Annotated in this window: 29 protein-coding genes; 18 read left to right on the top strand and 11 right to left on the bottom strand. The window is 68.6% G+C overall.

The annotated features are described in order from the left end of the window. The first annotated feature begins 188 nt into the window (after window positions 1-188). The 7 genes from ACLQ3K_RS17115 to ACLQ3K_RS17085 all read left to right on the top strand — a co-directional run bounded on the left by ACLQ3K_RS17115 (window position 189) and on the right by ACLQ3K_RS17085 (window position 5,215). Window positions 189-434, top strand: a complete 246-nt coding sequence (locus ACLQ3K_RS17115) for a DUF2188 domain-containing protein (RefSeq protein WP_040765944.1) — start codon at window positions 189-191, stop codon at window positions 432-434. A gap of 110 nt (window positions 435-544) precedes the next feature. Then, on the top strand, window positions 545-919 hold the full coding sequence (locus ACLQ3K_RS17110) for an ArsR/SmtB family transcription factor (protein WP_019201602.1): 375 nt from the start codon (window positions 545-547) through the stop codon (window positions 917-919). Next, entirely contained in the window at window positions 916-2,031 is a 1,116-nt protein-coding gene (gene arsB, locus ACLQ3K_RS17105) for an ACR3 family arsenite efflux transporter (RefSeq protein WP_426000877.1), read from the top strand. The genes ACLQ3K_RS17110 and arsB overlap by 4 nt, the downstream gene beginning before the upstream one ends. Continuing rightward, complete coding sequence (locus ACLQ3K_RS17100; protein ID WP_019201604.1) at window positions 2,031-2,456, top strand: low molecular weight phosphatase family protein; 426 nt, start codon at window positions 2,031-2,033, stop codon at window positions 2,454-2,456. Before arsB ends, ACLQ3K_RS17100 begins: the two co-directional genes overlap by 1 nt. A 42-nt stretch (window positions 2,457-2,498) precedes the next feature. Then, the gene (locus ACLQ3K_RS17095) at window positions 2,499-3,164 is read left to right on the top strand and encodes a three-helix bundle dimerization domain-containing protein (RefSeq protein WP_040765946.1); all 666 of its coding nucleotides are present in this window, start codon (window positions 2,499-2,501) and stop codon (window positions 3,162-3,164) included. Between the two features lie 105 nt (window positions 3,165-3,269). Continuing rightward, complete coding sequence (locus ACLQ3K_RS17090) at window positions 3,270-4,691, top strand: FAD-dependent oxidoreductase (RefSeq protein WP_019201606.1); 1,422 nt, start codon at window positions 3,270-3,272, stop codon at window positions 4,689-4,691. After that, on the top strand, window positions 4,688-5,215 hold the full coding sequence (locus ACLQ3K_RS17085) for a GNAT family N-acetyltransferase (protein WP_426000876.1): 528 nt from the start codon (window positions 4,688-4,690) through the stop codon (window positions 5,213-5,215). Before ACLQ3K_RS17090 ends, ACLQ3K_RS17085 begins: the two co-directional genes overlap by 4 nt. Before the next feature lie 22 nt (window positions 5,216-5,237). Here ACLQ3K_RS17085 and ACLQ3K_RS17080 read toward each other — a convergent pair whose 3' ends face one another. The 4 genes from ACLQ3K_RS17080 to ACLQ3K_RS17065 all read right to left on the bottom strand — a co-directional run bounded on the left by ACLQ3K_RS17080 (window position 5,238) and on the right by ACLQ3K_RS17065 (window position 9,286). Next, window positions 5,238-5,630: a hypothetical protein gene (locus tag ACLQ3K_RS17080; RefSeq protein ID WP_019201608.1), complete on the bottom strand. Its 393-nt coding sequence runs from the start codon at window positions 5,628-5,630 to the stop codon at window positions 5,238-5,240. Window positions 5,631-5,759: 129 nt separating this feature from the next. Beyond that, a complete protein-coding gene (locus ACLQ3K_RS17075) occupies window positions 5,760-6,443 on the bottom strand; it encodes a hypothetical protein (protein ID WP_068526157.1) in 684 nt (227 codons plus the stop codon). A gap of 411 nt (window positions 6,444-6,854) precedes the next feature. Next, complete coding sequence (locus tag ACLQ3K_RS17070; protein ID WP_019201610.1) at window positions 6,855-8,870, bottom strand: heavy metal translocating P-type ATPase; 2,016 nt, start codon at window positions 8,868-8,870, stop codon at window positions 6,855-6,857. Beyond that, a complete protein-coding gene (locus ACLQ3K_RS17065; protein WP_051158840.1) occupies window positions 8,867-9,286 on the bottom strand; it encodes an ArsR/SmtB family transcription factor in 420 nt (139 codons plus the stop codon). The genes ACLQ3K_RS17070 and ACLQ3K_RS17065 overlap by 4 nt, the downstream gene beginning before the upstream one ends. Before the next feature lie 95 nt (window positions 9,287-9,381). Between ACLQ3K_RS17065 and ACLQ3K_RS17060 the strand changes: the two genes are divergently transcribed. The 6 genes from ACLQ3K_RS17060 to ACLQ3K_RS17035 all read left to right on the top strand — a co-directional run bounded on the left by ACLQ3K_RS17060 (window position 9,382) and on the right by ACLQ3K_RS17035 (window position 12,791). Beyond that, the gene (locus ACLQ3K_RS17060) at window positions 9,382-9,981 is read left to right on the top strand and encodes a class I SAM-dependent methyltransferase (RefSeq protein ID WP_426000875.1); all 600 of its coding nucleotides are present in this window, start codon (window positions 9,382-9,384) and stop codon (window positions 9,979-9,981) included. Continuing rightward, window positions 9,978-10,760: an adenylate/guanylate cyclase domain-containing protein gene (locus ACLQ3K_RS17055; protein WP_068537260.1), complete on the top strand. Its 783-nt coding sequence runs from the start codon at window positions 9,978-9,980 to the stop codon at window positions 10,758-10,760. The genes ACLQ3K_RS17060 and ACLQ3K_RS17055 overlap by 4 nt, the downstream gene beginning before the upstream one ends. Next, window positions 10,757-11,374 (top strand): cadmium resistance transporter, encoded by a 618-nt coding sequence (locus tag ACLQ3K_RS17050; RefSeq protein WP_068526155.1) that lies wholly within the window; start codon window positions 10,757-10,759, stop codon window positions 11,372-11,374. Before ACLQ3K_RS17055 ends, ACLQ3K_RS17050 begins: the two co-directional genes overlap by 4 nt. Before the next feature lie 157 nt (window positions 11,375-11,531). Then, window positions 11,532-11,918 carry a hypothetical protein gene (locus ACLQ3K_RS17045; RefSeq protein ID WP_126195756.1) on the top strand — a complete coding sequence of 129 codons (387 nt, stop codon included), beginning with the start codon at window positions 11,532-11,534 and terminating at the stop codon, window positions 11,916-11,918. Window positions 11,919-12,009: 91 nt separating this feature from the next. After that, window positions 12,010-12,171, top strand: coding sequence for a hypothetical protein (locus ACLQ3K_RS17040; RefSeq protein ID WP_415676219.1), 162 nt, complete (start codon window positions 12,010-12,012; stop codon window positions 12,169-12,171). Between the two features lie 209 nt (window positions 12,172-12,380). Then, complete coding sequence (locus tag ACLQ3K_RS17035) at window positions 12,381-12,791, top strand: hypothetical protein (RefSeq protein ID WP_019201617.1); 411 nt, start codon at window positions 12,381-12,383, stop codon at window positions 12,789-12,791. Between the two features lie 19 nt (window positions 12,792-12,810). Here the strand turns inward: ACLQ3K_RS17035 and ACLQ3K_RS17030 are convergent, their stop codons facing one another. From ACLQ3K_RS17030 to ACLQ3K_RS17010, 5 genes are all read right to left on the bottom strand, one after another. Then, window positions 12,811-13,092, bottom strand: a complete 282-nt coding sequence (locus tag ACLQ3K_RS17030) for a hypothetical protein (protein WP_019201618.1) — start codon at window positions 13,090-13,092, stop codon at window positions 12,811-12,813. Between the two features lie 342 nt (window positions 13,093-13,434). After that, window positions 13,435-14,760: an MFS transporter gene (locus ACLQ3K_RS17025; protein ID WP_019201619.1), complete on the bottom strand. Its 1,326-nt coding sequence runs from the start codon at window positions 14,758-14,760 to the stop codon at window positions 13,435-13,437. Between the two features lie 97 nt (window positions 14,761-14,857). Continuing rightward, window positions 14,858-15,676, bottom strand: a complete 819-nt coding sequence (locus tag ACLQ3K_RS17020) for a hypothetical protein (protein ID WP_040765953.1) — start codon at window positions 15,674-15,676, stop codon at window positions 14,858-14,860. Between the two features lie 52 nt (window positions 15,677-15,728). After that, entirely contained in the window at window positions 15,729-16,064 is a 336-nt protein-coding gene (locus ACLQ3K_RS17015) for a metal-sensitive transcriptional regulator (protein ID WP_019201621.1), read from the bottom strand. Then, window positions 16,061-16,336: a YHS domain-containing protein gene (locus ACLQ3K_RS17010; protein ID WP_019201622.1), complete on the bottom strand. Its 276-nt coding sequence runs from the start codon at window positions 16,334-16,336 to the stop codon at window positions 16,061-16,063. Before ACLQ3K_RS17010 ends, ACLQ3K_RS17015 begins: the two co-directional genes overlap by 4 nt. 245 nt (window positions 16,337-16,581) lie before the next feature. Here ACLQ3K_RS17010 and ACLQ3K_RS17005 point away from each other — a divergent pair, with 245 nt between their 5' ends. Further along, on the top strand, window positions 16,582-16,794 hold the full coding sequence (locus ACLQ3K_RS17005) for a heavy-metal-associated domain-containing protein (protein WP_019201623.1): 213 nt from the start codon (window positions 16,582-16,584) through the stop codon (window positions 16,792-16,794). A 257-nt stretch (window positions 16,795-17,051) separates the two neighbouring features. Then, window positions 17,052-19,313: a heavy metal translocating P-type ATPase gene (locus tag ACLQ3K_RS17000; protein WP_414929908.1), complete on the top strand. Its 2,262-nt coding sequence runs from the start codon at window positions 17,052-17,054 to the stop codon at window positions 19,311-19,313. An 83-nt stretch (window positions 19,314-19,396) separates the two neighbouring features. On the opposite strand, the gene ACLQ3K_RS16995 is transcribed toward ACLQ3K_RS17000, so the two are convergent. Together ACLQ3K_RS16995 and ACLQ3K_RS16990 are read right to left on the bottom strand one after the other, a co-directional pair. Further along, window positions 19,397-20,701, bottom strand: coding sequence for an MFS transporter (locus ACLQ3K_RS16995; RefSeq protein WP_068537254.1), 1,305 nt, complete (start codon window positions 20,699-20,701; stop codon window positions 19,397-19,399). Further along, the gene (locus ACLQ3K_RS16990) at window positions 20,698-21,777 is read right to left on the bottom strand and encodes a PLP-dependent cysteine synthase family protein (protein ID WP_068537251.1); all 1,080 of its coding nucleotides are present in this window, start codon (window positions 21,775-21,777) and stop codon (window positions 20,698-20,700) included. Before ACLQ3K_RS16990 ends, ACLQ3K_RS16995 begins: the two co-directional genes overlap by 4 nt. A 349-nt stretch (window positions 21,778-22,126) precedes the next feature. On the opposite strand from ACLQ3K_RS16990, the gene ACLQ3K_RS16985 reads away from it, so the two are divergent. From ACLQ3K_RS16985 to ACLQ3K_RS16975, 3 genes are all read left to right on the top strand, one after another. Then, window positions 22,127-22,897 carry a response regulator transcription factor gene (locus ACLQ3K_RS16985; protein ID WP_068537249.1) on the top strand — a complete coding sequence of 257 codons (771 nt, stop codon included), beginning with the start codon at window positions 22,127-22,129 and terminating at the stop codon, window positions 22,895-22,897. Further along, a complete protein-coding gene (locus tag ACLQ3K_RS16980) occupies window positions 22,894-24,144 on the top strand; it encodes a sensor histidine kinase (RefSeq protein ID WP_426000874.1) in 1,251 nt (416 codons plus the stop codon). The genes ACLQ3K_RS16985 and ACLQ3K_RS16980 overlap by 4 nt, the downstream gene beginning before the upstream one ends. 310 nt (window positions 24,145-24,454) lie before the next feature. Beyond that, window positions 24,455-25,948 (top strand): multicopper oxidase family protein, encoded by a 1,494-nt coding sequence (locus tag ACLQ3K_RS16975; protein WP_068565096.1) that lies wholly within the window; start codon window positions 24,455-24,457, stop codon window positions 25,946-25,948. Window positions 25,949-26,142: the final 194 nt, after the last annotated feature.

Genomic DNA, 26,142 nt, shown 5'->3' with positions numbered 1-26,142 from the left:
TCGAATAAGATCGAACACAGGTGCAGAAGGCGCCGGGACCCCTCGGCCGCTTGAAGCGGCGAAGAGGTCCCGGGTCCGATCTGTGAGAGGATTCGTACCCTAATCTCCGTCGCTTCCCGTCACAACTCGACGCGCTACCAGCTTGTCCCGGTCTGCCCCTGGACAAGACGCGCAGAAGAGGCTCAACGATGAGCAATCAGAATCGACGCAGCGTCGTTCCGAACCCCGGCGGTGGCTGGGATGTCACGAAGCCCGGTGGCAGTCGTGCCAGTGCCCACACCGACACCCAGGTGGAGGCCATCTCCCGCGCTCGGGAGATCGTCACCAACGCCGGGGGAGGTGAGGTGCAGATCCACGGGCGCGACGGTCGGATCCGCGATTCCGACACCATCGCCCCTGGCAACGACCCGTTTCCGCCGCGCGACAAGCGGTAGCCACGGCAGCTGATACGCACGAGGCGCCTCTCCGGAATTCGGAGAGGCGCCTCGTCGTGGAGCCGCGGCTCGGCCTTGCCATCCGAATCGATATCTGTCAATATCGATGTGTGTCGAATTCGATTCCGTTGACCGACGTGACCGTGCGGTGTTCACCGCTGGTCCGCGAGCCCCTGTCGGAGGGGCAGTCCGTCGACCTCGCGGCGGTGTTCAAGGCCCTGGCTGACCCGATCCGCCTGCGCCTGTTCAGCCTGATCGCCAGCCACGAGGGCGGCGAGGCCTGCGTCTGCGACATCTCCCCGGCGGTCGACGTCTCGCAACCCACGATCTCGCACCACCTCAAGGTCCTCAAGACTGCCGGCCTGCTCGAGTCCGAGCGCCGCGCCTCGTGGGTGTACTACCGCGTCATCCCCGAAGTCCTGTCCTCGCTCGCCGGGATCCTGCAGTCCGGCGAACCCGCCACCTCGTTGGAGGTTCTCTCGTGACCAGCCCCGCCCCGACCACCGAGCATCAGCCGGTCGTCGGCAAGCTCTCCACCCTCGACCGGTTCCTACCGGTGTGGATCGGCGTCGCGATGGTCGCCGGACTGCTGCTCGGCCGGATGATCCCGGGCCTGAACACCGCGCTGGAGAAGATCCAGGTCGACGGCGTCTCCCTGCCGATCGCACTCGGGCTGCTGATCATGATGTACCCGGTGCTGGCGAAGGTCCGCTACGACCGCCTCGACACCGTCACCGGCGACCGCAAGCTCCTCCTGGGCTCGCTGCTGCTGAACTGGGTCCTCGGACCGGCGCTGATGTTCGCCCTCGCGTGGATCTTCCTGCCCGACCTGCCCGAATACCGGACCGGGCTGATCCTCGTCGGCCTGGCCCGGTGCATCGCGATGGTGATCATCTGGAACGACCTCGCCTGCGGCGACCGGGAGGCCGCCGCGGTCCTCGTGGCGCTGAACTCGGTGTTCCAGGTGATCATGTTCGCCGTCCTCGGCTGGTTCTACCTCTCGATCCTGCCCGGCTGGCTCGGCCTCGAACAGACCACCATCAGCACCTCGCCGTGGCAGATCGCCAAGTCCGTGCTGATCTTCCTGGGCATCCCGCTGCTCGCCGGGTACCTCTCCCGCCGGATCGGGGAGAAGACCAAGGGCCGCGACTGGTACGAGGCGAAGTTCCTCCCGCGCATCGGACCGTGGGCGCTCTACGGGCTGCTGTTCACCATCGTCATCCTCTTCGCCCTGCAGGGCGAGCAGATCACCTCCCGCCCCTGGGACGTCGCCCGCATCGCCCTGCCGCTGCTGGCGTACTTCGCCGTGATGTGGGGTGGTGGGTACCTCCTCGGCGCCGCCATGGGCCTGGGCTACGAGCGCACCACCACCCTCGCGTTCACCGCCGCGGGCAACAACTTCGAGCTCGCCATCGCCGTCGCGATCGCCACCTACGGCGCCACCTCCGGGCAGGCCCTGGCCGGGGTGGTCGGACCGCTCATCGAGGTACCCGTCCTGGTGGCCCTGGTCTATGTCTCGCTGGCCCTGCGCAAGCGCTTCCCCCTCACCACATCGTCTACCGCCGCTAGCGCGGATCCGTCCAGGAGTGTGAACTGATGCCCGACAACGAAACCCGCACGCCGAGCGTGTTGTTCGTGTGCGTGAAGAACGGCGGCAAGTCCCAGATGGCCGCCGGACTGATGCGCAAGACCGCCGGCGATGCCGTCGAGGTCCACTCGGCCGGCACCAAGCCCGGAAGCGCGGTCAACGGCCTGTCCGCCGAATCCCTGGCCGAGATCGGCGTCGACATCACCGGTGAGACCCCCAAGCCCATCGACCCCGAGCTGCTCGCCCGGGTGGACCTGGTGGTCACGCTCGGCCGCGAAGCCGTCGTCGACACCCCGGACGGCGTCGCGCTGGTCAACTGGGACACCGACGAGCCGTCGGAGCGGGGCATCGACGGGATCGAACGGATGCGCCTCGTGCGCGACGACATCGCCGCCCGCGTCACCGCGCTGGCAGCCGAACTCACCACCCGGTAGCGCCCCAGCAGGCCGGGAAGCCCGAGAAGCGGGAGAAGTCGGATGAACGCCAACGCCTCTACCGAGTCGGCCGGAACACCAGAACTGCTGATGCCCCAGGCCCTGCTGGCGCGGACCGCGGAGCGGCTCGCCGCCCAGTACCGCGGGATCGTCTCCGAGCAGACAGTCGAACGGGTCGTCTTCGAGTCCTACACCGCACTGCGGCGCACCGCCCGCATCCACACCCACCTGGTGACCCTCGCCGGCCGGTTCGCCGCCGAGCGCCTCTCCGCCCTGGCGCAGTCGACGGGTGCGAGCACCAAAACCGTGCCCGAGGTGCTGTTCATCTGCGTCCACAACGCGGGCCGCTCGCAGATGGCCGCCGCGCTCCTGACGCACCACGCCGCCGGGGCGGTACACGTGCGCTCCGCCGGCTCGCTGCCGGCCGCGGTGATCAACCCGATCGTCGAGCAGGCCATGACCGAGGTCGGACTCGACCTGGCCGCCGAGTTCCCCAAGCCGCTCACCGACGACGCGGTCGCGGCCGCGGACGTCGTGATCTCCATGGGCTGCGGCGACGCCTGCCCGGTCTACCCGGGCAAGCGGTACCTGGACTGGCAGGTCGCCGACCCCGACAACCACCCCATCGAGACCGTCCGCCTGATCCGCGACGACCTCGACCGCCGCGTCAAAGCCCTCCTCACCGAGCTCCATCCCGCCACCACCTGACCCAACCCGTGATCGACCTGCTCGACACTCCTGATCGCAGGCTGTCGGCACCGCTTGTGCCTGCCACACCTCATTCGCCTGTTCTTGGAAGGGAACCGACACCCCATGTCTGCACGCAAGATCATCGCCATCGGCGGATCGGACGCCGGGATCTCCGCCGCCCTGCGGGCCCGCGAACTCGACCCCACCAGTGAGGTCACCGTGGTCGTCGCCGACGCCTACCCGAACTTCTCCATCTGCGGCATCCCGTACTACGTCTCCGGCGAGGTCACCCACTGGAGCAACCTCGCCCACCGCACCGCCGCCGACCTCGCCGCCACCGGCATGACCGTGCACACCGACACCAGAGCGACCGCCATCGACGCGGACGGGCACCGCCTGACCGTCACCGGCCCCGACGGCGCCGCCCGGGACCTCGACTACGACACCCTCGTCATCGGTACCGGCGCCGTCTCCGTGCGGCCGCCGATCACCGGCCTCGACCACCTCGGCCCGGACGACGGCGTGCACCTGCTGCACTCGATGGGCGACACCTTCGCCGTGATGAACACCCTCACCACGAAGGATCCCAAGACCGCGATCATCATCGGCGCCGGCTACATCGGCCTCGAAATGGCCGAAGGTCTCACCGCCCGCGGCATCACCGTCACCCAGATCGAAGCCCTCCCCGAGGTGCTCCCCACCGTCGAACCCGAACTCGGCGCCCTCGTCCACGACGAACTGGTCCGCAACCGGGTCGACGTCCGCACCCACACCCTGGTCACCGCCGTCGACCGCACCGACACCGGCGCCCTGACCGTCACCACCAGCAGCGACGGCCAGACCGACCACCTCACCGCCGATCTCGTGCTCGTCGTCGTGGGCGTGCGCCCCGACACCACTCTCGCCGCCGCAGCCGGCGCGCATCTCGGCATCAAGAACACCATCGCCGTCGACGAGCAGATGCGCACCAACCTGCCCGACGTCTTCGCCGCCGGCGACGCCGTGCACACCCACCACCGCCAGCTCGGCATCACCTGGCTCCCACTCGGCACCACCGCGCACAAGCAGGGCCGCGTCGCCGGCGAGAACGCCCTCGGCGGCACCGCCCGCTACACCGGCTCCCTAGGCACCCAAGTCGTGAAGATCTTCGACCTCGTCGCCGCCCGCACCGGCCTCAAAGCCACCGAAGCCCTCGCCGCCGCCCGCGGCTGGGTACCGGTGTCGACGACCTCCACACCGGACGATCACAAGGCCTACTACCCGGGCGCCACCACCATCAGCATCCGGATCACCGGCGACCAGAACACCGGCGCACTGCTCGGCGCCCAGCTCATCGGGCACCGCACGGCCGAGATCTCCAAGCGCGTCGACACCTACGCCACCGCCCTGCACCACGGAATGACCGTCGACGCCCTCTCCGAGCTCGACCTGTCCTACACCCCGCCCCTCGGGTCCCCCTGGGACGCCGTGCAGGTCGCCGCCCAGAACTGGGTCCGCGAACACCAGCTGCACCACCAGCGCAGCGCCCTTAGCCTGAACAGGTGACCAGCACCGACCACGACACCCCCGGGCCCGCCGCATCGGCGGCGGCCCCGGCGATCGTCGCGATGCGGCCCGAGCACGGGCCACAGGTCCTCGCGATCTACCAAGCCGGCATGGACACCGGCAACGCCACCTTCGAAACCACCGCACCCAGCTGGACGGACTTCGACCAACGACACCTACCCGAGCACCGATTCGTCGCTCTCACCCCGACCGGGCAGGTCACCGGGTGGGTCGCCGCGGCGCCCGTCTCGGGGCGCTGCGTCTACGCCGGCGTCATCGAGCACAGCATCTACGTCCACCCCGACCACACCGGCCACCGTGTCGGGGCAACATTGCTGCAGGCCCTCATCGTCTCCGCCGACGCCGCCGGGGTGTGGACCATCCAGACCGGGATCTTCCCCGAGAACCACGCCAGCCTCGCCCTGCACCGGCGCGCCGGATTCCGCACCGTCGGCACCCGCGAACGCATCGGCCAACGCGACGGCCGCTGGCGCGACGTCGTCCTCATCGAACGACGCAGCTGACTGCCGCCTACACCTACCGGACTCAGCCGGCGTCACCGACTTCAGAACCGTCTGGTTCTTCATCCGCCAGCTCTGGGGCGCGGGTGATCGACACGATCACCGACGAGCGGCGGAACTGCTCGGTGTCGAAGGGGCTCGCGGGATCGTCGAACCAGACCAGTGACTGGTCACCGACACGCGGCCAGCGGGTGACCCTTGTGATCCGGTGCGCGATGCCGTCGTAGTCGAACGCCCCAGACGGGCTGGCGGGGCCGGGACGACGCGTGTACGTCAACGCATCCAGGTCCCACAGGTGCGTTGATCCCTGCGAGGCCACCACCCACCGGCCGCGCATACCGTCCGTGAGCTCATCCACCGTCTCCGACGGTGGATCGTTGCCGTCGGGCGGCTGCTGGACATCCGGTTCATCCGTCATGGGACTCCTCGTATAGGGGTATAGGGTCAGGCTCACTGTCCCGAACGCTAGGCGGAGTTGATTTGGGGCGCCGCTGCCGGGTGCGCCCATGATTTTGGGCCTGGGGTTCGCGTGCCGTCCTTGGCGGATCTACTCGGCGGGCTCGAGGACGCGAGGATGGATCAGTTCGATCCGCGGGACGTGGATCTCGGCTCCACCGAGAACCCGCACACGGGGCCACTCGCCGTCGACCATCGTCAGGCCGGCCTGGGCGGGAGTGAGGCCGTCCTCGGTGGGGATCAAGCACGCCTCGCCAGGCCCGGCCTTGCACCCCGGACAACCGGTCTTGGTCTCGATGGCGATACGCGACTTCTCCAGCTCGAGCTTCTCGTCGTCGGTGGCATGGCGCCAGCAACCGAACCCGTCCTGGTGGCCCACTCCGGCCTGATACAGCGGCCGCATCTGACACGGTTTCCCGTTCGTCTTCGGCCGCAGGCACTTCCTCTTGAGGCTGCGGTCGAGGTCGTCCTTCTTGGCCTTGATCCGCTCGACGTTGAGAGCCATCTGCGTCAGGTAGTCAGCGGTGTTGTCGCCGGCCGCCTCGTACAGCGCGAACACCTGCCGCGGAGACCGGGCGCCGGTCCAGCGCCGGCCGTCCGACCCATACACCGCCACGGGAAGCTTACGTGCGACGATGCCGATCGCGACCTCGATGTAGTGTGCCAGGCCAGTGGTCTCGGGAGTGTTGACGACCCGCTCGGGACAGATGGCGATGCCGTACTCGCTCTCGATCCGCGCGGCCTCGCGGTTGAACCCGGCGACGGCGATCTCCACCTGCCGCAATGCCGTCATCAGCGGTGTGTGATCCAGCGGTGCGGGCGCGGGCTTCGGGCGAGGGGTGCGGTTGCGATCTGATCTCCGGGACATTGGTACAAGCGTGCCAGTAACCAATTCGGAGGTTGCTCGACGGTGGCCCGCCGCTTGGTAGGAGCGGTGTGCGAAATGCGCGCGCGAAATACCAGGGACATCCCTCGAACCCAAACGAACGGACCGAGCCGCGCATGTTTCGGTGACGGCGAGCAGAGCACCGAGCACAAGCGACTGTCCTTCCTCGGTGTCCCCTGAAATCCCGAAGGACACCGAGCAGCTCACCCGCCCGGACCTGAGTCCGCGAACGCAAGCCGCACCGCCCGCAGACCGCACTGATCCCGCCCCAGTACCCGCGCGGAGGCCCGTGGCGTGGCGCTACACCGCTTGCTGAATCGTCGGCCGCCGGCTCGTTGCTGGGGGAGCCGGCGGGAGCGCGGTGACGCGGCCGGCGCGGACGCCGTTGGCGATGACGACGATCTCGGCGAGTTCGTGGACGGCGACGACGGCGGCGAGGCCGAGGACGCCGAACAGTGCGAGCGGGATGAGGATCGCGATCAGCCCGAGGGACAGGGCCACGTTCTGCAGCATGATGTTCCGGGCCCGGCGGGCGTGATCGAGGGCCTGCGGCAGGGTCCGTAGGTCCTCACCCATGAGCGCGATGTCGGCAGTTTCGATCGCGACGTCCGAGCCCATGGCGCCCATGGCGATGCCGAGGTCCGCGGTGGCGAGGGCGGGGGCGTCGTTGACGCCGTCGCCGACCATCGCGGTGAACCGGTCTTTGCGGAGCTCGCCGATGATCCGGGCCTTGTCCTCGGGCCGCAGGTCGGCGTGTACGTCGTCGATCCCGGCGATCTTCGCCAGGGCGGTGGCGGTGGCGGTGTTGTCGCCGGTGAGCATCGCGACGGTGGCGCCGCCGCGGTGCAGGTGATCGATGACCTCGCGGGCTTCAGGACGCAGCTCGTCGCGGACGGCGACCGCCCCGATGACCTGCCCGTCGTCTTCGACGAGGACCGCGGTGGCGCCGCCGGCTTGCATGGCCGCGACCCGCGCTGCAAGTGGGCCCGGGTCGATCCAGCCGGGCCGGCCGAGCCGGGCGGGCCGCCCGTCGACGAGCCCGGTCAGCCCGGCCCCGGGGACGGCCTGCACATCGACCGCCGCCGGTATGCGGTCGCCATTGGCGGTGAGGATCGCCCGGGCGAGGGGATGTTCACTGTGGGCTTCGAGCGCCGCGGCGACGGCGAGCACCCGGTCCTGTTCCGGCGACCGGACGCCCGAGCCGAGGTCGCTCGCCTCGACGGAGGGGCCGGCCGGGTCGGTGGCCGGGTCGGTGATGGTGGCGATGTCGACGACGGCGGGGCGGTTCGCGGTCAGGGTGCCGGTCTTGTCGAGGGCGACCGTCCGCACCCGGCCGAGGGCCTCGAGGGCGGCGCCGCCCTTGACCAGGACGCCGATCTTGCTGGCGGCGCCGATCGCGGCGACGACGGTGACGGGGACGGAGATCGCCAGTGCGCAGGGGGAGGCGGCGACCAGCACGACCAGGGCCCGTTCGATCCACGTTGCGGGGTCACCGAGCAGGGACCCGAGGATCGCGATCGCGGCGGCGAAGATCATGATCGCCGGGACCAGGGGCTTGGCGATGGTGTCGGCGAGGCGTTGTGCGTCGCCCTTGCGGGACTGTTCGGCCTCGACGATCTGCACGATCTTGGCCAGCGAGTTGTTCTCCGCGGTGGTGGTGACTTCGACCGTGAGGGCGCCGGTGCCGTTGATCGTCCCGGCGAACACCTCGTCGCCGGGTCCGGCCTCGACGGGCACGGATTCGCCGGTGATCGCCGAGACGTCCAGGGCGGTGCGGCCGTCGCGGATCACGCCGTCGGTGGCGATCCGCTCGCCGGGCTTGACCAGCATCCGGTCTCCGACCGCCAGCTCGGCCGGGGAGATGGTGGCCGGGGTGCCGTCGCGCAGGACGGTCGCGGTGTCGGGGACGAGGTTGAGCAGCGCCCGCAGGCCGCGGCGGGTCCGTGAGACGGCGTACTCCTCGAGGCCCTCGCTGATGGCGAACAGCACGGCGAGCATCGCCGCCTCGCCGACCTCGCCGAGGATCACCGCGCCGACGGCGGCGATCGTCATCAGTATCCCGACGCCGATCTTGCCCTGGGCCAGGCGCCGCAGCGTGGACGGCACGAAAGTCCACGCCCCGATCAGCAGCGCGATCCACTCCAGCACCAGTGACAGGCGCTGCGGGCCGCCGGCCCACCCGACGATGTATGCGGCGAGTAGGAACACCGCCGCGGCCGCGGCGGCCTGCAATTCCCGCACCTGCCACCACTGCCCGGGAGCCTGCTCGTCCTCGCCGGCGGGCTCGTCGTGCCCGCAGCCGCACGCGTCACTCATCGCCGCACCACCTTCGCCGCCGAAGCCTCCTCGGTCGTCACAGCGTCCGGGCTGCAGCAGGTGGCGCTGTCGGTGCCGTAGTTCGGGCACAACGCGACCGCGTTGCCGGTCGCCGCGAGCAGCGTCTCCGCCGCCGCGAGCAGGTCCATCAGCTCCGGGCGGGCGAGGCTGTAGAACACCTGCCGCCCCTGCGGGCGGCCCTGCACCAGACCGCAGTCCCGCAGGCACGCCACGTGCGCCGACACCGTCGACTGCGCCAGGCCCAGCTCGGCCATCAGGTCCGCCACCCGGGCCTCGCCACCGTGGGCAAGCCGCGTCGCGATCGCCAGCCGGGTCCCGTCGGAGAGGCTGTGGAACAACGCGACCGCGGGATCGAGCTGCGCGCCCGTCGCCACCGAACACTCATTCATCGTCATACGACGATGATAGCGGTATTCTGTGGTGTAATCGAGTTCTCGCGAGGAACAGGCCGCCGATCGGTGGCCGTGAGCGGTGTTGGGAGCTGCTGGGTATGCCATCGATGTCGACGATCGAGTCCCTGTTCTGCCGCAGCACGCCGTGGGAGGCAGCGACACGGCGGTGGGTGTTGCCGTGGACCTTGCAGGGCGTGCGCCCTACGGGGAGGGTGCTGGAGATCGGCGGCGGCGGCGGCGCGATGGCCGCGCAGCTGCTGGCGGCGAGCGCCCCTGCGGATCAGGTGCAGCTCACCGTCACCGACTTCGACCCGGTGATGGTCGCCGCCGCGCAGGATCGGTTGCAGCGCTTCGGTGACCGAGCGCAGGCGAGGGTGGCCGACGCCGCCGCGTTGCCCTTCGGCGACGACGAGTTCGACACCGTCGTCTCGTTCATCATGTTGCACCACGTCGTCGACTGGGAGCAGGCCCTCCGCGAAGCCGTCCGGGTGCTGCGCCCCGGCGGAACCCTGGTCGGCTACGACCTGCTCGGCACCGCGCCGGCGCGGATCCTGCACCGGCTCGAAGGCGCACCGCACCGGTTCATCGACCGCGGCCAGCTGCGCCCGCACCTGGCAGGCCTGCCGCTGCGGGAGGTCACCGTCCGGGAGAACGCGGCACTGACCCGCTTCCGCGCGACCCGCACCGCAGGCCGATGACCACGCCAGGGCCCGAACACCGGCTCGGCCGCGGCCATCACCACGGTGCGCGGCCCGAGCTGGACGGCCTCGAACAGGTGGAGGTCGCCGTGGCATTCGTCGACCTCGCCGGCTACAGCGTGCTCACCGAGATGTGCGGCGACCACGAAGCCGCCGAGCTTGCGCTCCGGTTGGCTGAGCACGCCCGTCGAGCCCTGCACCCGCAGGCCCGGCTGGTCAAGACCATCGGCGATGCGGTGATGCTCACCGCCGACACCACCGATGCGATGCTGGCCACGATCACCGCGCTCGCCGGGCACGCCGCCGATGAGGACGGATTCCTCGCCCTCCGCGCCGGAATCCACCACGGCACCGCCCTCCGACGCGACGGCGACCTGTACGGGCACGCGGTCAACATCGCCGCCCGCATCACCGCCCTCGCCGGCGCCGGCCACGCCGTCCTCACCGACCCGCTCCTGCCCGCCGCCACCCGCGCCGGTGTGCCCACCACCGCCCTCGGCCCGCGAAACCTGCGCAACATCAGCACCCCAATCGAACTGCACAGCATCACCTTCACCGACACCCGGCACCCGCACGACCCGATCTGCGGCGCCCGCATCGACCCGGCGACCGCCCCCGCACACCGGCACACCGACACCGGCCGATGGTGGTTCTGCTCAGCCGACTGCGCCCGCCGATTCGACCGCGCGACCGCCCCGGCCACCACCACTGCCGCTGCGACGACCTCCGTCACGTCACCCGCCGGGTCAGCGCTCACATCACGGGCAGGTGGCCGGTGATGATCTCGACCGTGCTGCAAGCCGTGGGCCTGTTCGTGGCCACCAACATCGACGACATCATCGTGATCTCCCTGTTCTTCGCCCGCGGCGCGGGCCAGCGGCACCTGACGGCCAAGATCACCGCCGGGCAGTACCTCGGATTCGCCGGCATCCTCGCTGCCGCAGTGCTGATCGCCCTCGGCGCCGGCGCCTTCCTCCCCGTCGCGGCGATCCCGTACTTCGGGCTCGTCCCCCTGATCCTGGGGCTGCGGGCAGCGTGGTCGAGCTGGCGCGAATACCGCGGCAGCGGCAGCGGCGATGGTGACTGCGCGACGGGGAAGGGGGCGGGCAACGCGGTCGGCGTCCTGGGCGTGGCGGGCGTGACCTTCGCCAACGGCGGCGACAACATCGGCGTGTACGTGCCCGTCTTCGCCAGCATCAACCACACCGCGATCGCCGCCTACTGCGTGGTCTTCGTGATCTTGGTGGGGGCACTGGTGTCCATTGCCCGGTACGTCGCCACCCGCCGCCGCATCGCCGAGATCCTCGAACGAGGGGAAAGCGTGCTGTTTCCCCTGGTGCTGATCACCCTCGGGGTCATCATCCTCGTCTCGGGCGGCGCATTCGGCCTGTAGGCAGGGTGGTCGGGGTCGCAGTGCGTCGGCACGGATCCATCGCTTCCCCGGGGTTGTGGGTAGTTCCCCGGCGGTGATTGCGCACCGAACCGGTGGAGTCGGGGGTGGTGCCGGGCCTGTCACTCCGCGGTGCAGGCGTCTTGGCAGGCTGGCCTGCATGGCCGACGAAGTGAGTGAGGATGATCTGGCGGGGATCCGTGCCCGGTTCCTTCCGGGGTGGTACGGGTCCCTGGATGTGGGGCCTGGCTGGTACCGGTTGATCGTCGATCTCGACCGGGAGCTGGCGGCGATCGACCCCGGCTACCAGCTGATTCAGATCAAGGAGAAGTTCGGCGGCCTGCGGTACTACGTCGAGTTCGAACCGGACCGGCCCCGGCCGGGTTTCGACGAGTTGATCCGGGCGGCGGAACGGCGGTCCGAGCGTATGTGCGAGCAGTGCGGCGGTGACGGTGGCCTCACGCGCCGCGGGAGCTGGGTCCGGACCCTGTGCGCCGCGGACGCCGAGGCGAGCGGATTCACCCTCGACGAGTCCGCACCGGACTAGAAGGGTCGGTGTGGGTCCGGGTGCACGGTGATCAGTCGTCGGTGTCTGGCAGGCGATGTCCGGCGAACCGGATCCACGGCACCGTCACGTCGTGATCGCCGAATGTGAGCGTGATGCTGACCTCGCGGACGCCCGCGGCGGTGAGGTGACGCTGGAGTGCGGTGAGGACCGCGGCGGTCGCGCGGGCGCCGACCTCTGCGGCTGTCGTGGCACTGCGTCGTCGAGCAGCTGGGCGGCCGTGCGGTACCGCTGATCGATCAGGTCCATCTCGGCGGTGATGGCGTCCACCCGGGCCCGCCGCTGCGGGTCGGCGAGAATCCGCGCCAGTCGCTCATCGCCGGAGATGAACCGCACTTCGTCGCCGCTTTCCGTCATGGTCGTCAGTATCCACTTCTGGGCCAGCTCTGGGTGCGGGTCATTTCGGGTGGACAAGTGCACCGGCCGCGCGGATCATCACCTTGCGTGGACGAGACGAGCGCCGGCGCCGCTGCGGCAGCGATACTCGACGAGCTCGTCGGTCCCTTCTACGACGCCGATGGTGTCACCGGGTACCTCGGTCTAGATGGCGATGACCTGGCGCGGATGGTCGCCGCGGAGCAGGTGATCTGGGTGCCGCTGGCCGGCGGCACACCGGTGTTCCCTGCGTGGCAGTTCCCCGACGGTCGCTGGGTGGATGAGCGGCTGCTGACCGTCTGGCAGGCCCTGCGGCGCGCCGCCGAGCCGTGGACGGCGGCGTGCTGGATGTGCGCGCCGTCGGCGGACCTCGATGACCAGACGGCGATCACCTACCTCACCCGCGGCCCGCGTGATCCCCGCCGCCTGGACACCGTCCTGGCACGTGCATCCGAGGACGGCGCCCGCTGGCTGCAGTAGGGGCGTGGCACCGGAGCGGTTACCTGGTACCGGTTTCGGCGGACCCTTCCTCGAGGACCTTCGCGGTGAGACCGCGGGCGTGTGCTGCGCTCCAGGCGGCGGCGAGGTTGTCGGCGCGGCTCTGCCAGGTCATCTCGCCGAGGTACTCGGCGTGCTGCTTCGTCGCATCGGTCCACCGCAGTTCCGCGTATAGGCGCCGGTATTGGCACCGGAGGACCACCCGCCCGAGAGCGTGGGGCGCGGTGCGGATGACGCGGTTGTGGCGGCCGCCTGCGGCGTCGTCCTGCTCTTTGGCCTGCACTGCCTTGTTCGAACCTTGGGGGACTCGCCAGTGGTGGTCTTCGCGGCTAGCGCGCCGTCGAGGAGCCGTACAGCCGCGCGGTATTGACGGTCGAGCAAGGCCATCTCTGTGGTGATGGCGTCTACGCGCGTCCGGCGCTCCGGATCGGACAGGATCTGGGCCAGCCGGCATTGCCTGAAACGAACTGCGCAGCCTCGTCGCTTGTCGCCATAGCGTCAGTATCCACCCACCGGACGGTGGTGAGCGGGGCGGCCAGCTTGTACGGATCAGGATTGGTTGCCTGCCATAGACGAGGCGGCCGCGATGGGACGGCGCAGGTGCTGGAATTTCGTCGCCTGGGCGTTACGCGGCTTGTGTGCATGTACACTGGCACTCGGTCAGGGTCCCGTCGGCGGCCGCAGCGTGACGCCATGCCTGATCGGGTGGGACCGCGCCGCCTTCCTCCGCGGGGGCCGGTACCTGCGTGCCAGCGGGCAGGGCACCGCGCCGCCAGAGCAGCGGCGCGGCGATCGCACCGGCGGCGGCGATCAGCGCGAGTACACCCCACGCGGGTACGAGACCGAATCGTGTGGCCCCCCAACCCGCGATCGGGTAGGCAATGAGCCAAGCGAGGTGCGAGAGCGAGAACTGCGCCGCGAACACGGAAGCAACGTTTGCCGGCGCCACAGCAGACCGCAGCACCTTTCCGGTCGGGGTGATAGCCAGCGCTGAGCCGGCACCGCTCGCCAGCCAGATCGCCGCGGTCACCGCCCAGCTCGGCCGGTCCACCGCAGCCATGGCAACCGCCGCAGTAGCCGCGGCGGTGAGCAGGCCCGCTCCGGTGAGCATCACGGCGCGGGCGGTCACCCGGTCGAGCAAGCGTGGTACCGCTAGTGCCACAGCTAGGGTCCCACCGCCGGACGCCGCCATCATCCACGCGACGTCGGACTCGGACCCGCTCAGTCGGTCACGGACGTAGTTGACGGTGTTCACCACCACGATCGAACCGGCCGCGGCGACAGCGAAATTGACCGCGATGACTCCTCGCAGGCTGGCGGTACCTGTGAAAATCCGCAGACCGGCGAAGATCCGGTCCGTTGGCCGCGTGGCGCCCGACGGTTTCGCGTTGGGTACCTTGGCTTGCAGCACCAGCACCGCGGACAGGACGAACCCGATCGCGGTACCGACGAAGAGCACATTGAACTCGATCACCAGCAACGCCAGCGCCGCCACGACCGGGCTGACCAGACTCTCCATCGTGTAGGCAACTTGCGAGGCCGACAACGCAGTGGTGTACTCGCGCTCATCGGTGATGATGTCGGGGATCACGGCTTGGAACGTAGGCGTGAACGCGGCCGACGCCGCCTGCAGTGATCCGATGAGCACGTAGATCTGCCAGACCTCAGTGACGAACGGCAACGCCAGCACGATCGCCGCACGGAACAGGTCCAGCGCAATCAGGAACGCGCGTCGCGGCAGCCGGTCGACGTACGCCGCCGCCACCGGTGCGATAACGACATAGAGAACCATCTTGATCGTCAGCGCCGTTCCCAGGACGACCGCTGCGGACGAGCCAGCGATGTCGTAGGCGAGCAGCCCGAGGGCGACCGTCGCTAGCCCGGTGCCGAGCAGCGCAACGATCTGCGCACTGAACAACAGGCGGAAATCGCGATGAGAAAAAGGCCCCACGATGGCTCCCAACTAGTTGGCGACGACGTCGATCGAACAGGGCCCGCAACGCACGCCACCCCGGGCTCCGGAAAACCTAGTACTGCCTGAATCAGCGCTACTGATGGTGGTGCGCGCTCGCACCGCCAGTGACTGCACCGGTGGTGCCTCCGGTGGCAACGAGGGTGAAGTCCGCGGTCCGGACGGTGTCCTGATGTCGGAAATCCAGGAACAGCCGGTAGGTTCCCACGGAGGGAGCGACCGCGTGGAACCGGATCCGGGGACCTGCAGGCGTCTGCGGGTCCGACGGGCTCCCCTCGGGATGGATATGCAGGTAAGCGAGGTCACCGGCCCGCAACGCCACCAGGTGGCCGTACGCAGCAAGATAGGGCTGCAGATCGGTCACCGGGACGCCATTCCAGGTGACGACGGCCTGCAGCTCCCCGGCTTGGGCGGCAACGAGATCGCCCTCGAGCGTGACGGTGTAGTCGCCGCCGGTCCAGGCCCTTCTCAACTCAGGCAAGGGCCGAGGATGGAACCCGCCAGGCACGAACAGGTCGGCACCGAGCGTGAGCCCGTCCGGCGCGCCCTGCGGCACGAAATCGGCCAAGACCCGCCACACTCCCGGCGTGAGCGCCAGCTGCACAGTCCAGGACCCGGCACTGTCCATCGACGGATGGACGTGGTGAAAGACGCTGGTGTCGCGGCTCACAACGATCAAGTGCAACTGCTTGTCGTGACGTTCCTCGAAGGTGACTAGCGGCTCGCCGTCGGGCCCGAGGATCACAAAGCGAAGTTCCACGGTCCCGGCGTCGACGATCTGGATCGCCGGTTCGAAGCGATAGCCTCGAGCGGCGACCTGCAGCCCCTGTGGCACCTCGGGCCCAACGCCGTGACCGGCGTGTCCTGTGTGATCGGTATGCGAACCGTGCTCCATAACGTGCTCCTTCGCGGAAACGACAGCCACCGGGACGACACCCCGGGTGGACTCATGATCGGACGAGACGGGTGATCGCGGCAGTCGCTTCGTTCAGCTTGGTGTCGAGTTCCTGCTGGTCTGAGCGGGCGGCCTGGACGACGCAGTGCCGCATGTGGTCATCCAGCAACGCCAAGGCGAGCCCTTGCAGGGCGCTCGTCGCGGCACTGATCTGGGTCAGGATGTCGATGCAATACTGGTCCTCATCGATCATCCGCTCAATGCCACGCACCTGTCCCTCGATCCGCTTCGCCCGCATCAGATAGCGCGACTTATCGGTCAAATACCCGTGCTGCGCCGCACAGCACTCGGCCCGCTCGACCGCAACCGCGGGGATATCGGTGCTCACGCCGAGGCCGCCGTAACGTACTTGTGTGGGTCGGCGTCGAACCGAGGCCCGCACCCGGCGCAGCACAGGTAGTACCGCGTGCCCTCGAAGTCGCGGTAGAGGCCCTTGCTGACAGCGGCAGACTTGTCCACCACCGTGCCGGTCATGACGGGGCACTCCGCCGTGTCGGTACCGCCTGTGCCCGCCTGCCGGGCGCTGCGGGTCAGCTCGAGCGACTGCTCGCCGGGGCCGGTGTGCCCACAGCAAGACTGTCGGTGTGCATTGTCGGTCATCGTCGAACTCCTTCATCTCAGGCCCCCCGACCGTCTCACATTCACCTGAACGGGTACCCCAGCCGGGTACCCCGAATATATACCCCGGCGGGGTATTGACCGCAAGGGTTGCTCGGGATCGGCCGCGCGACCACCGCTCCGGCGCACTCGCCGCGACAGGAGGGCCTAGACATACCCGCCTGGGGTATGTTAAGCATGATTTGGAGATACCCACAGGGGGTATCTGAACTGGGTAGGAGAAGGCGATGACGACCAGCGAATACCAGGTGACAGGCATGACCTGCGGCCACTGCGAAATGTCCATCCGTGAGGAGGTCAGCCTTATCCCCGGTGTCGAGTCCATCGAGGTCAGCGCGCAGACGGGTCGGCTGCGTGTCACGGGAGCGCAGCAGGTGACCGACGAGCGGGTTCTCGCCGCGGTGGAAGAGGCTGGCTACTCGGCAGTGCGCAATCCATGAGTGCCATGCGCAGGCTGATCGTCTACGTGGTTGCGGTGACCGGTGTCTTCGCCAGCGCGTATGTGATCGGTGGGGTGGCAGTACCCGACTCGGCGGTCGCGCGGTGGGAGCACCGTGCCCCCGGTGGATCGCCCGCCGTGCCGGCGAGTGAACCGGGCGCCCCGCACGGTGGCGGCCACCAGCAGTGACGCAATGAAGCAGCGCGGGCCACAGGCCTGGCGATAGACCGCAAGTACGGATCGAGGAAAATGATGAGTGTGTCAGCGCCGTCGGGCGGCCGTAGTGTCGAGCTGGACATCGGCGGGATGACGTGCGCCTCGTGCGCGAACCGGATCGAGCGCAAACTCAACGGGCTCGATGGGGTCGAGGCCACGGTGAACTACGCCACGGAGAAGGCGAAGGTGCACGTCCCCGAGGGTTTCGATGCGCAGGCGCTGATCGACGAGGTGGCAAAGACCGGCTACTCGGCGACTCTCCCGCGGTCCTCGACGCCGGGGGCTGGAGGACCTGGTGCTGGGGTTGCCGGCGAGGACATGGACCCGGAGCTGACGTCCCTGAGGCAGCGGCTGATCGGCTCGGCTGTGCTGGCGGTGCCGGTAGTCGCGATGGCGATGGCACCGGCCCTACAGTTCACCTATTGGCAGTGGGCATCGCTCACGCTCGCTGCGCCAGTGATCGTCTGGGGTGCCTATCCGTTCCATCGGGCGGCGTGGATGAACCTCAAACACGGAACCGCCACCATGGACACCCTCATCTCGATGGGCACCCTAACAGCGTTCCTGTGGTCGCTGTACGCGTTGTTCCTCGGCACCGCGGGCACGCCCGGGATGACACACGGGTTCGAGTTCTCGATCGCTCCGTCGGACGGAGCAGGCAACATCTACCTCGAGGTCGGCGCAGGGGTCACGGTGTTCGTGCTCGCCGGCCGCTACTTCGAGAAGAGGTCCAAGCGGCAGGCCGGAGCAGCATTGCGCGCGCTCCTCGAGCTCGGCGTCAAGGACGTGGCAGTGCTGCGTGACGGCGCGGAGGTTCGGATCCCGGTCGCCGAGCTGGCCGTCGGCGACACCTTCGTGGTCCGACCGGGGGAGAAGGTCGCCACCGACGGGGTGGTCACGTCCGGATCCTCGGCCATCGATGCGTCGATGCTGACCGGCGAGTCCGTCCCGGTCGAGGTCTCCGTTGGGGACACGGTGACCGGAGCGACGGTCAATTCCGGAGGACGGCTTGAGGTGCGCGCCACCCGGGTCGGAGCGGATACGCAGCTCGCGCAGATGGCCAAGCTCGTCGAGGACGCGCAGACGGGGAAGGCCGAGGTGCAACGGCTCGCGGACCGGATCTCGGGTGTGTTCGTGCCGATCGTCATCGCGATCGCGTTCGCCACCCTCGGCGCGTGGCTCGGTGCTGGCTTCCCCGTCGCGGCCGCGTTCACTGCCGCGGTCGCCGTGCTCGTGATCGCCTGCCCGTGTGCACTTGGACTGGCCACGCCGACAGCGCTTCTCGTGGGAACGGGTCGTGGAGCCCAGATGGGTGTACTGATCAAGGGCCCGGAAGTGCTCGAGTCCACCCGCAAAGTCGACACCATCGTGCTCGACAAGACCGGAACGGTCACGACCGGCAAGATGACGCTGGCCGAGGTGATTGCAGAGGACGGCACCGACTCTGACGAACTGCTACGGCTAGCCGGCGCGCTGGAGAACGCCTCCGAGCATCCGATCGCCCAGGCCATTGCCGCCGCGGCTCGCGACAGTGGCGGAGAACTGCCCACACCGGAAGGTTTCGCCAACGTCGAAGGGCAAGGGGTGCAGGGCGTGGTCGACGGGCATGCCGTGATCGTGGGCCGCGAGAGTTTCCTGGCCGACTGGGCACTCGAACTCTCCCCTCGGACGGCGGCCGTGAAACGGGACGCCGAAGCGGACGGCAAGACCGTCGTGGCGGTCGGGTGGGACGGCCAGGCGACGGGCATCCTCGTTGTCGCTGACGCGGTCAAGCCGACCAGCGCCCAGGCGATCAGCGAACTGCGGGCCCTGGGACTGAAGCCGGTGCTGCTCACCGGTGACAACGCCGCCGTCGCACAACGAATCGCGGCCGAAGTCGGCATCGACGAGGTCATCTCCGAGGTGATGCCGCAGGACAAGGTGTCGGTGGTCAAGCGCCTGCAGGATCAGGGCAAGGTCGTCGCCATGGTCGGCGACGGCGTCAACGACGCACCCGCGCTGGCCCAGGCCGACCTGGGCCTGGCAATGGGAACTGGCACCGACGTCGCGATCGAAGCCTCCGACATCACCCTGGTACGCGGAGACCTGCGCAGCGCCGTTGACGCGATCAGGCTCTCTCGCAAAACGCTGAGCACGATCAAGACGAACCTGTTCTGGGCATTCGCCTACAACACCGCTGCGATACCGGTCGCTGCGGCGGGCATGCTCAACCCGATGCTGGCCGGCGCCGCGATGGCCTTCTCCAGCGTCTTCGTCGTCGGCAACAGCCTGCGGCTGCGTGGCTTCACCAGCGTCGCCAGCTAACGCCGCCCCGGCCCCAGCCCTCCACCGCGGAGGGTCGGGGCCCTGGGTAGCGGAACACCGCAGCACAGACGCTGGACAGCAGGTCACCGACGATCCCTTCCCGCCTCAACGGCCACGTCCGCCTCGCGGGCCGCGGCCTCGGGCCCACTCAGCGCGCCGGCTCGATAGAGCGCCCGCAGCGCGAGTGCCGCGCCGGAACCGACGATGATGAGCACGAGCCAGATCAGCGCCGGGAACCCGAGCCGGTTCCCCAATGACATGAGCGCCCCGGTGCCGAGGTTGCCGGCCAGGATCCCCACGCCGACCACCGTGTTGTAGAGCCCGTAGTGGGTAGCGACGAGTCGATTGCCGGAGAGGCTGACGACGGTGTCCATCTCGAAGGGGAAGACGGTCGCCGTGGCTATCGCCAGGCCCGCTGCCGCCAGCAACAGCGCCGCGATCGCGGCGGCCTGCCCGGCCAGCGCCGTGGTCGGCACGGCTACGAGCGGCACGAACGCAGCTGTCATCAGCGCCATCCCGATGCCAAGGCTACGGGTGGGCCCGAACCTGCTGCGGAACAGCGCGGTGATCCGCAGCTGCCCGGCCACGGCAATCACACCGGTGACCACGAACACGGCTGCGACCAGGTACGACGAGGCCTGCTCGCTGCCTGTGATCGACGCCGCGTGCAGTGGCAGCGCGAGATAGACCTGGAAGGAGAGCACGTACGAGCCGATCATCGCGCAGGAGAACAGGACGAACGGGCGGTTGCCGGCCACAATCCGCCAGTCAGCGAGGACCGACTGCCGTGGGCCGGCTAGGTCCGTGCGATCGCGTCGGTCGCGCGGCAGCGCGAGGATCTGTGCGATGGTCAGCACGCCGAACACTCCGGCGGCGACCGCCGATGTCGCCTGGAAGTCGAAGGCCATCAGTGCCACCCCGACCAGCGGGCCGATGAGGATGCCGCCCTGGTAGAAGATGTTGAAGATGGCGAATGCCTCGATCCGCCGGTCGCCGGCGTCGGCGGCGAGGTACGCGCGCACGGCTGGGTTGAACAACGCCCCGGCGAACCCAGTAGCTGCGGATGCGATGAGTAGTGCGGGTAGCGAGTCCACCGTCGCCAGCAAGGCGAATCCGATGGTCCGCAGTAGACACCCAGCGACGATAAGGGGCTTGAACCCCAGACGGTCGGCGAGGGTGCCGCCGATGAGGAACATGCCCTGCTGGGAGAAGTTGCGAATCCCCATGACGAGCCCGATGGCCCAGCCTGCGAGCCCGACGGGGCCTGCGAGGTACCCGGCGAGGTAGGGCATGAGCATGTAGAAGCCCAGGTTGATGGTGAACTGATTGACCATCAACACCTGGCTGGGCCGGTCGAACGTTCGGAACGTGGCGAGCGGCCCCCTCATACGATGGTCAGCGGGTTGCAGACAGCGGTGGTGCGGGACCAGCGGTGCACGACAGTGGAGGTCGGGTCGGAGATGGTGATCGGCGCCGACGGCGGCGCCACGGTCGGATTGATGTCGTTGGCGTTGCAGAACTCGTCGCTGTAGACCGTTCCGTAATAGCGCTGGGGGCCGTCGGGGAAGATCGCGGCGACGACCGTGTCAGGCGAGCGAGTGCCGGCGATCCATCCGGCCACTTGGGCGACGGCACCGACGCTCCAGCCGCCGGTGGCATAGTGCGTCGCGGCAAGAGTCCGGCACGCCCACACCGATTCCGCGGGCGCCACCCAGTGCACCTCGGAGAACGCCGAGTAGTCGACGTTCTCCGGGTATATGCTCGAGCCCAGGCCTCGCATGAGCCGCTTGCGCGCGGGCTGGCCGAAGATCGTCGACCCGACGGTGTCGACCCCGATGAGCTGTAGGTCTGGCAGGAACTGCCTCAGGGTGCGGCTGACCCCAGCTGAATGTCCACCGGTGCCGACCGAACAGACCAGTACGTCGATGTGCCCGAGTTGGGTCAATAGCTCGAGTGCCAGCGGCTGGTACGCGCTGACGTTATCCGGGTTGGTGTACTGATCCGGGCACCAGGCAGTCGGGTCCGAAGCCAGGTGCTCACAGACTCGGTCTCGGCGCGCTTGCTGCCAACCTCCGGTCGGATGAGGTTCGGTCACCAAGTCGACCTCGGCGCCGTACGCGGCGAGCATCTGGGTCAGGATCGGCTCCAGCCCAGGGTCGGTCACCAGCGTCACCGGATGACCGTGCACGATGCCCGCCAAAGCCAGCCCCAGCCCGAGAGTCCCGCTGGTCGACTCCACGATCCGTGCGCCCGGGGAGAGATCCCCCCGCGCCTTCGCGCGTTCGATCATATGTAGGGCCGGCCGGTCCTTCATTCCTCCGGGATTGAACCCCTCGAGTTTGGCCCAGAACCCGTGCCCGGCCGGCGCGAACGGTTCGGCGATCCGCATCACCGGAGTGTTGCCGACCAGGGCCGCCGGGCGCTCCGAGACAGGTCCGATGTCGACGAGTGACCGGGCGGGCAACGGCGGGTGCAGCAATGACAGTGGGGGGCGAGAATCAGGAACCGTGGTCACTTCGGTGCTCACGTGCTGGGGTCCTTTCGGAAGCGGAAAAGGGCGGCACAGGTGTGTGGCACGCCACCCGCCGCGACGGTCTTGCAGGACCAGGACGGTCAGCGTGAGTCGGCAGATGGCGTGCCCGTGGCCCGCCGGGTGAAGACGTGCCACCGGTGATCAGTCCGGTGAGGGGTATCTGATCGCCCTCGACTGTGCGTGCCCTAACCAGGCCGTTATGTGTGCTCAAGATCAAGATTTGCTCAAGAACCGCGCCTCGGGTCGATCCTGGGCATACGGTCAGGCCACGATGGGAGGCATGGATGCGATTGTTGCCGAGCCCAAGCCGACGGCGGTGACCGAACCGCGGCCGAAGCTGGGCCTGCGCGCGATGGTTGTCGAGGACGAGCCGGACCTCGCCGAGGTCATCGCCGACTACCTTCAGCGCAGTGGTTTCGATGTCGAGATCACCGGCGATGGAGCGGCCGCAGTCGCCGCCGCGCACCGAACTCCACCGGATGTCGTCGTCCTCGACCTCGGGCTGCCCTCGCTCGACGGTGTCGAAGTGTGCCGGCAACTGCGCACCTTCTCGGACGCCTACGTTGTCATGGTCACCGCCCGCGCCGACGAAGTCGACACCCTGGTCGGCCTGTCGGTCGGGGCGGACGACTACCTGACCAAACCGTTCAGCCCGCGGGAGCTGATCGCCCGAATCGAAGCAATGCTGCGCCGCCCCCGCGCCGGAACCGTCAACGGGCCCGCCGTGGCACAGGGCGCGGAGCGCCGCATCGGGGATCTGCTAATCGACCCGAGCGGTCGGGAGGTGAGCGTCGCCGGTAGACCCGCGGCTCTCACCCGCACCGAGTTCGACCTTCTCGACGTCCTCTCGCGCCGCCCGGGCATGGTGTTCAGCCGCGACCAACTGCTCGCCGAACTCTGGGGACCGACCTGGGTCGGCGATGCACACGTCGTCGACGTCCACATCGCCAGCCTGCGTCGCAAGCTCGGCGACACCACCACCGAACGGCGCTACATCCGCACCATCCGCGGCATCGGTTACCGAATGGGTGACGGCCGGTCGAAGCAATGAGCGCGCCCCGATCCGACGCACGGCGCACCCGTCGCCCACGTTCGGGGTTCACCACCAGGCTGTTCATCGCCCAGACCATCGTCATCGCCGCTGGCGCTGGGGCCTCCGCGCTGGTGGCGTGGACTGTCGCACCGCACCTGTTCCACACCCACATGGCCCACGCCGGCCTGCCGACCGCCTCACCCCAAGCCAAACACGTCGAGGAGGCGTTCGCCTCCTCACTGGTGGTATCCGTCTCGGTCGCCCTATTGAGCTCCATGGTCCTCGCACTCGTCGTCAGTTGGCTGATCACCCGCCGCGTCCGACGCTCCATCGGCGCCGTGGTGACCTCGACGGCGAACATCGCCGCCGGCAACCACGCGATTCGCGTCCCGCCCAGCCGCTTGGGCCGCGAATTCAGCGACCTGACCCGCAGCGTGAACCGACTCGCCGAGCAGATCGATACCACCGAAGAGATCCGCCAGCAGATGCTCTCCGACCTCGCCCATGAACTTCGGACGCCGATCACCACCATCACCGCCCAAATCGAAGCCGCCGAGGACGGCATCCGCACACCAGGCGTGCAAATGTACGGCGTCATCCGCAGCGCCACCGGTCGCCTCAAGCGACTCGCTGACGACATCGATGCTGTCTCCCGCGCCGGCGAACGACAACTACGCGTCGAAGCAGAGCCGACCGCGGTCAACGACATCACCACCGCCGCGGTCCGTGAGGCGCAACCCGGCTACGACGCTGTAGGTATCCACCTCGGCCTCGGGCCCACCACCACCGACCTCGTCGACGCCGACCGTGCCCGCATCGGCCAGACCCTCGCGAACCTGCTCAGCAACGCACGCCGACACACCCCACCGGGAGGCAGCGTCACGGTCAGTAGCCGCCGCCGCGACCACAACCTCATCGACATCATCGTCGACGACACAGGCGAAGGCATCGCCAGCGAACACCTCCCACACATCTTCGACCGCTTCTACCGCACTGACACCTCTCGCAGCCGCGACGCCGGCGGCAGCGGTATCGGCCTGACTATCGCCCGCGCGCTCGCCGAGGCCCACGACGGATCCCTCACCGCCACCAGCCGCGGGCCCGGACAAGGCGCCCAGTTCACCCTGACCCTGCCGGTCTACAAACGCCGCAACACCAAGCGAGAACACCCACCACCGGAACCCGGTACAGCCTCGAGCCCACTACCCCGACCGCCCCTTCAACGAACCCCACAGAGAATCCCTGCCAGAAAGACGAACCGATGAACCCGAAACGACTGATCACCACCGCCGCCGTCACCGCCACTATTGCCCTCGCCGTCACCGCCTGCGGCGACGACATGTCCACGATGAACATGAACGACGACACCAGCACTACCCCCACCTCAACCCAACCGTCGATGCCCGCAGGCCACTCGATGAGCAGCTCCCCGACTTCATCGCCGACACCTCACACAAGCATGCCGGGTATGTCGGGTATGCCAGGGATGGGCGACGGCAGCCCGACAGTCAGCCCCGCTGCCCCCTAAGCAGGGCCGCCCCCGACTTCCTCGACGTCAAACCAAGGAACCAATTCATGACACCGGTGACCAGACGAACAGCCCTCTTCGGCGGTCTCGCCGCGCTCAGCGTCGGCGCGCTCGCCGCATGTGGCGACAAGACCGCCAGCACGCCGAGTGGTGCCTCTCGTGCGCTGCAAGGACCGCCACTACAGGCCACACCCCAGGCCGGACAGAAGGTCGTTGAGACGACCCTCACCGCGCGCGAGACCACCGTAGACCTCGGCGGTATCACCGCCCGTACCTGGGCCTACGACGACGCCCTCCCCGGCAAGGTCCTGCGCGCCAACGCCGGAGACTTCCTCCGCGTCACCCTCGACAACAAGCTTCCCGCCGACACCACCATCCACTGGCATGGCATCCGCCTGCGTAACGAAGCTGACGGCGTTCCCGGCGTCACCCAGGATGCTGTGCGCCCCGGGGGGCGATTCGTCTACGAGTTCACCGCCCCGGACGCCGGTACCCACTACTTCCATCCCCACGTCGGTGCCCAGCTCGACCGTGCCCTCTACGCTCCGATCATCATCGACGACCCCAATGAGCGAGGCGCCTTCGACGCGGAGTGGATCGTCGTCCTCGATGACTGGACCGACGGCATCGGCAAGAACCCTGACCAGATCCTTGCCGACTTCCAGGCCAAGACCGGACCTTTGCAGACCGGGATGGGCGGGATGGGTGGCATGGACCACTCCTCGATGCCTGGCATGGGAAGCTCTCCGCTGGGCGATGCTGGTGACGTGGTCTACCCGCACTACCTCATCAACGGCCGGATCCCTGCGGCGCCGACCGAGTTCCGCGCCAAGCCCGGACAACGCATCCGCCTGCGGATCATCAACGCCGGCTCCGACACCGTCTTCCGCGTTGCCCTCGGCGGTCACACGATGACCGTCACCCACACCGACGGACACAGGGTCAACGACATGCAGGCCCGCGCGCTCTTCGTCGCTATGGGGGAACGCTACGACGTGACCGTCACCGCAGGCGACGGCGCGTTTCCGCTAGTCGCCGCGGCTGAGGGCAAGAAGGGCCAGGCTCTGGCAGTCCTGCGCACAGGCTCTGGCGCCGCACCCGCCGCCGACATTCGCCCCGCGGAACTGGACGGCGCGGTCCTGCTCGGCGCCACCGAACTCGCCGCCGCGGACTCCGCGCGCCTTCCTGACGCCCAGCCCGACTCCACGATCAAGGTCGCGCTCAACGGCCAGATGGACCCGTACGCCTGGGGCATTAACGGCAAGAAGCACGGCGAAGACACGCCTCTGCGCGTCAGCAAGGGCCAGCGACTGCGGATGCAGATCACCAACGAAACGATGATGCTTCACCCCATGCATATCCACGGCCACACCTGGGGCCTCCCCGGCAGTGGCGGACTGCGCAAGGACACGGTGCTCATCAAGCCCATGGGCTCGGTCGAGGTCGACCTCGACGCGGACAACCCCGGAACCTGGGCCCTGCACTGCCACAACATCTATCACATGGAGATGGGCATGATGACCACCCTCAAGTACACCTGACGCGACCGACGTCTCCGCGGCTGCCCCCGATGGCGAGTGCGATCGACCAGCCACCAACTACTATGCTACTTAGTAGTTGGTGGCTGGTTCGTTAGCCGCCGAGAAGGGGTGAGGATGCGACGACAGTCCACACGGGCATCGCTGGGCGATGATGACTGTCCCCCGAGCGGCAGCTCGAGTCTGCGCCGGTGCGC

It is taken from the genome of Tsukamurella sp. DT100, assembly GCF_049844855.1.
In the GTDB taxonomy this organism is placed as follows: Bacteria; Actinomycetota; Actinomycetes; order Mycobacteriales; family Mycobacteriaceae; genus Tsukamurella.
This window is presented reverse-complemented; position numbering and strand designations above follow the sequence as displayed.

Excerpts from the sequence above, each read along its gene's own strand:
- ACLQ3K_RS17115 (WP_040765944.1), top strand. The coding sequence starts at position 189 with ATGAGCAATCAGAATCGACGCAGCGTCGTTCCGAACCCCGGCGGTGGC.
- ACLQ3K_RS17100 (WP_019201604.1), top strand. The coding sequence starts at position 2,031 with ATGCCCGACAACGAAACCCGCACGCCGAGCGTGTTGTTCGTGTGCGTG.
- ACLQ3K_RS17095 (WP_040765946.1), top strand. The coding sequence starts at position 2,499 with ATGAACGCCAACGCCTCTACCGAGTCGGCCGGAACACCAGAACTGCTG.
- ACLQ3K_RS17090 (WP_019201606.1), top strand. The coding sequence starts at position 3,270 with ATGTCTGCACGCAAGATCATCGCCATCGGCGGATCGGACGCCGGGATC.
- ACLQ3K_RS17080 (WP_019201608.1), bottom strand. The coding sequence starts at position 5,630 with ATGACGGATGAACCGGATGTCCAGCAGCCGCCCGACGGCAACGATCCA.
- ACLQ3K_RS17070 (WP_019201610.1), bottom strand. The coding sequence starts at position 8,870 with ATGAGTGACGCGTGCGGCTGCGGGCACGACGAGCCCGCCGGCGAGGAC.
- ACLQ3K_RS17065 (WP_051158840.1), bottom strand. The coding sequence starts at position 9,286 with ATGACGATGAATGAGTGTTCGGTGGCGACGGGCGCGCAGCTCGATCCC.
- ACLQ3K_RS17060 (WP_426000875.1), top strand. The coding sequence starts at position 9,382 with ATGCCATCGATGTCGACGATCGAGTCCCTGTTCTGCCGCAGCACGCCG.
- ACLQ3K_RS17055 (WP_068537260.1), top strand. The coding sequence starts at position 9,978 with ATGACCACGCCAGGGCCCGAACACCGGCTCGGCCGCGGCCATCACCAC.
- ACLQ3K_RS17045 (WP_126195756.1), top strand. The coding sequence starts at position 11,532 with ATGGCCGACGAAGTGAGTGAGGATGATCTGGCGGGGATCCGTGCCCGG.
- ACLQ3K_RS17020 (WP_040765953.1), bottom strand. The coding sequence starts at position 15,676 with ATGGAGCACGGTTCGCATACCGATCACACAGGACACGCCGGTCACGGC.
- ACLQ3K_RS17010 (WP_019201622.1), bottom strand. The coding sequence starts at position 16,336 with ATGACCGACAATGCACACCGACAGTCTTGCTGTGGGCACACCGGCCCC.
- ACLQ3K_RS17005 (WP_019201623.1), top strand. The coding sequence starts at position 16,582 with ATGACGACCAGCGAATACCAGGTGACAGGCATGACCTGCGGCCACTGC.
- ACLQ3K_RS16995 (WP_068537254.1), bottom strand. The coding sequence starts at position 20,701 with ATGAGGGGGCCGCTCGCCACGTTCCGAACGTTCGACCGGCCCAGCCAG.
- ACLQ3K_RS16985 (WP_068537249.1), top strand. The coding sequence starts at position 22,127 with ATGGATGCGATTGTTGCCGAGCCCAAGCCGACGGCGGTGACCGAACCG.
- ACLQ3K_RS16980 (WP_426000874.1), top strand. The coding sequence starts at position 22,894 with ATGAGCGCGCCCCGATCCGACGCACGGCGCACCCGTCGCCCACGTTCG.
- ACLQ3K_RS16975 (WP_068565096.1), top strand. The coding sequence starts at position 24,455 with ATGACACCGGTGACCAGACGAACAGCCCTCTTCGGCGGTCTCGCCGCG.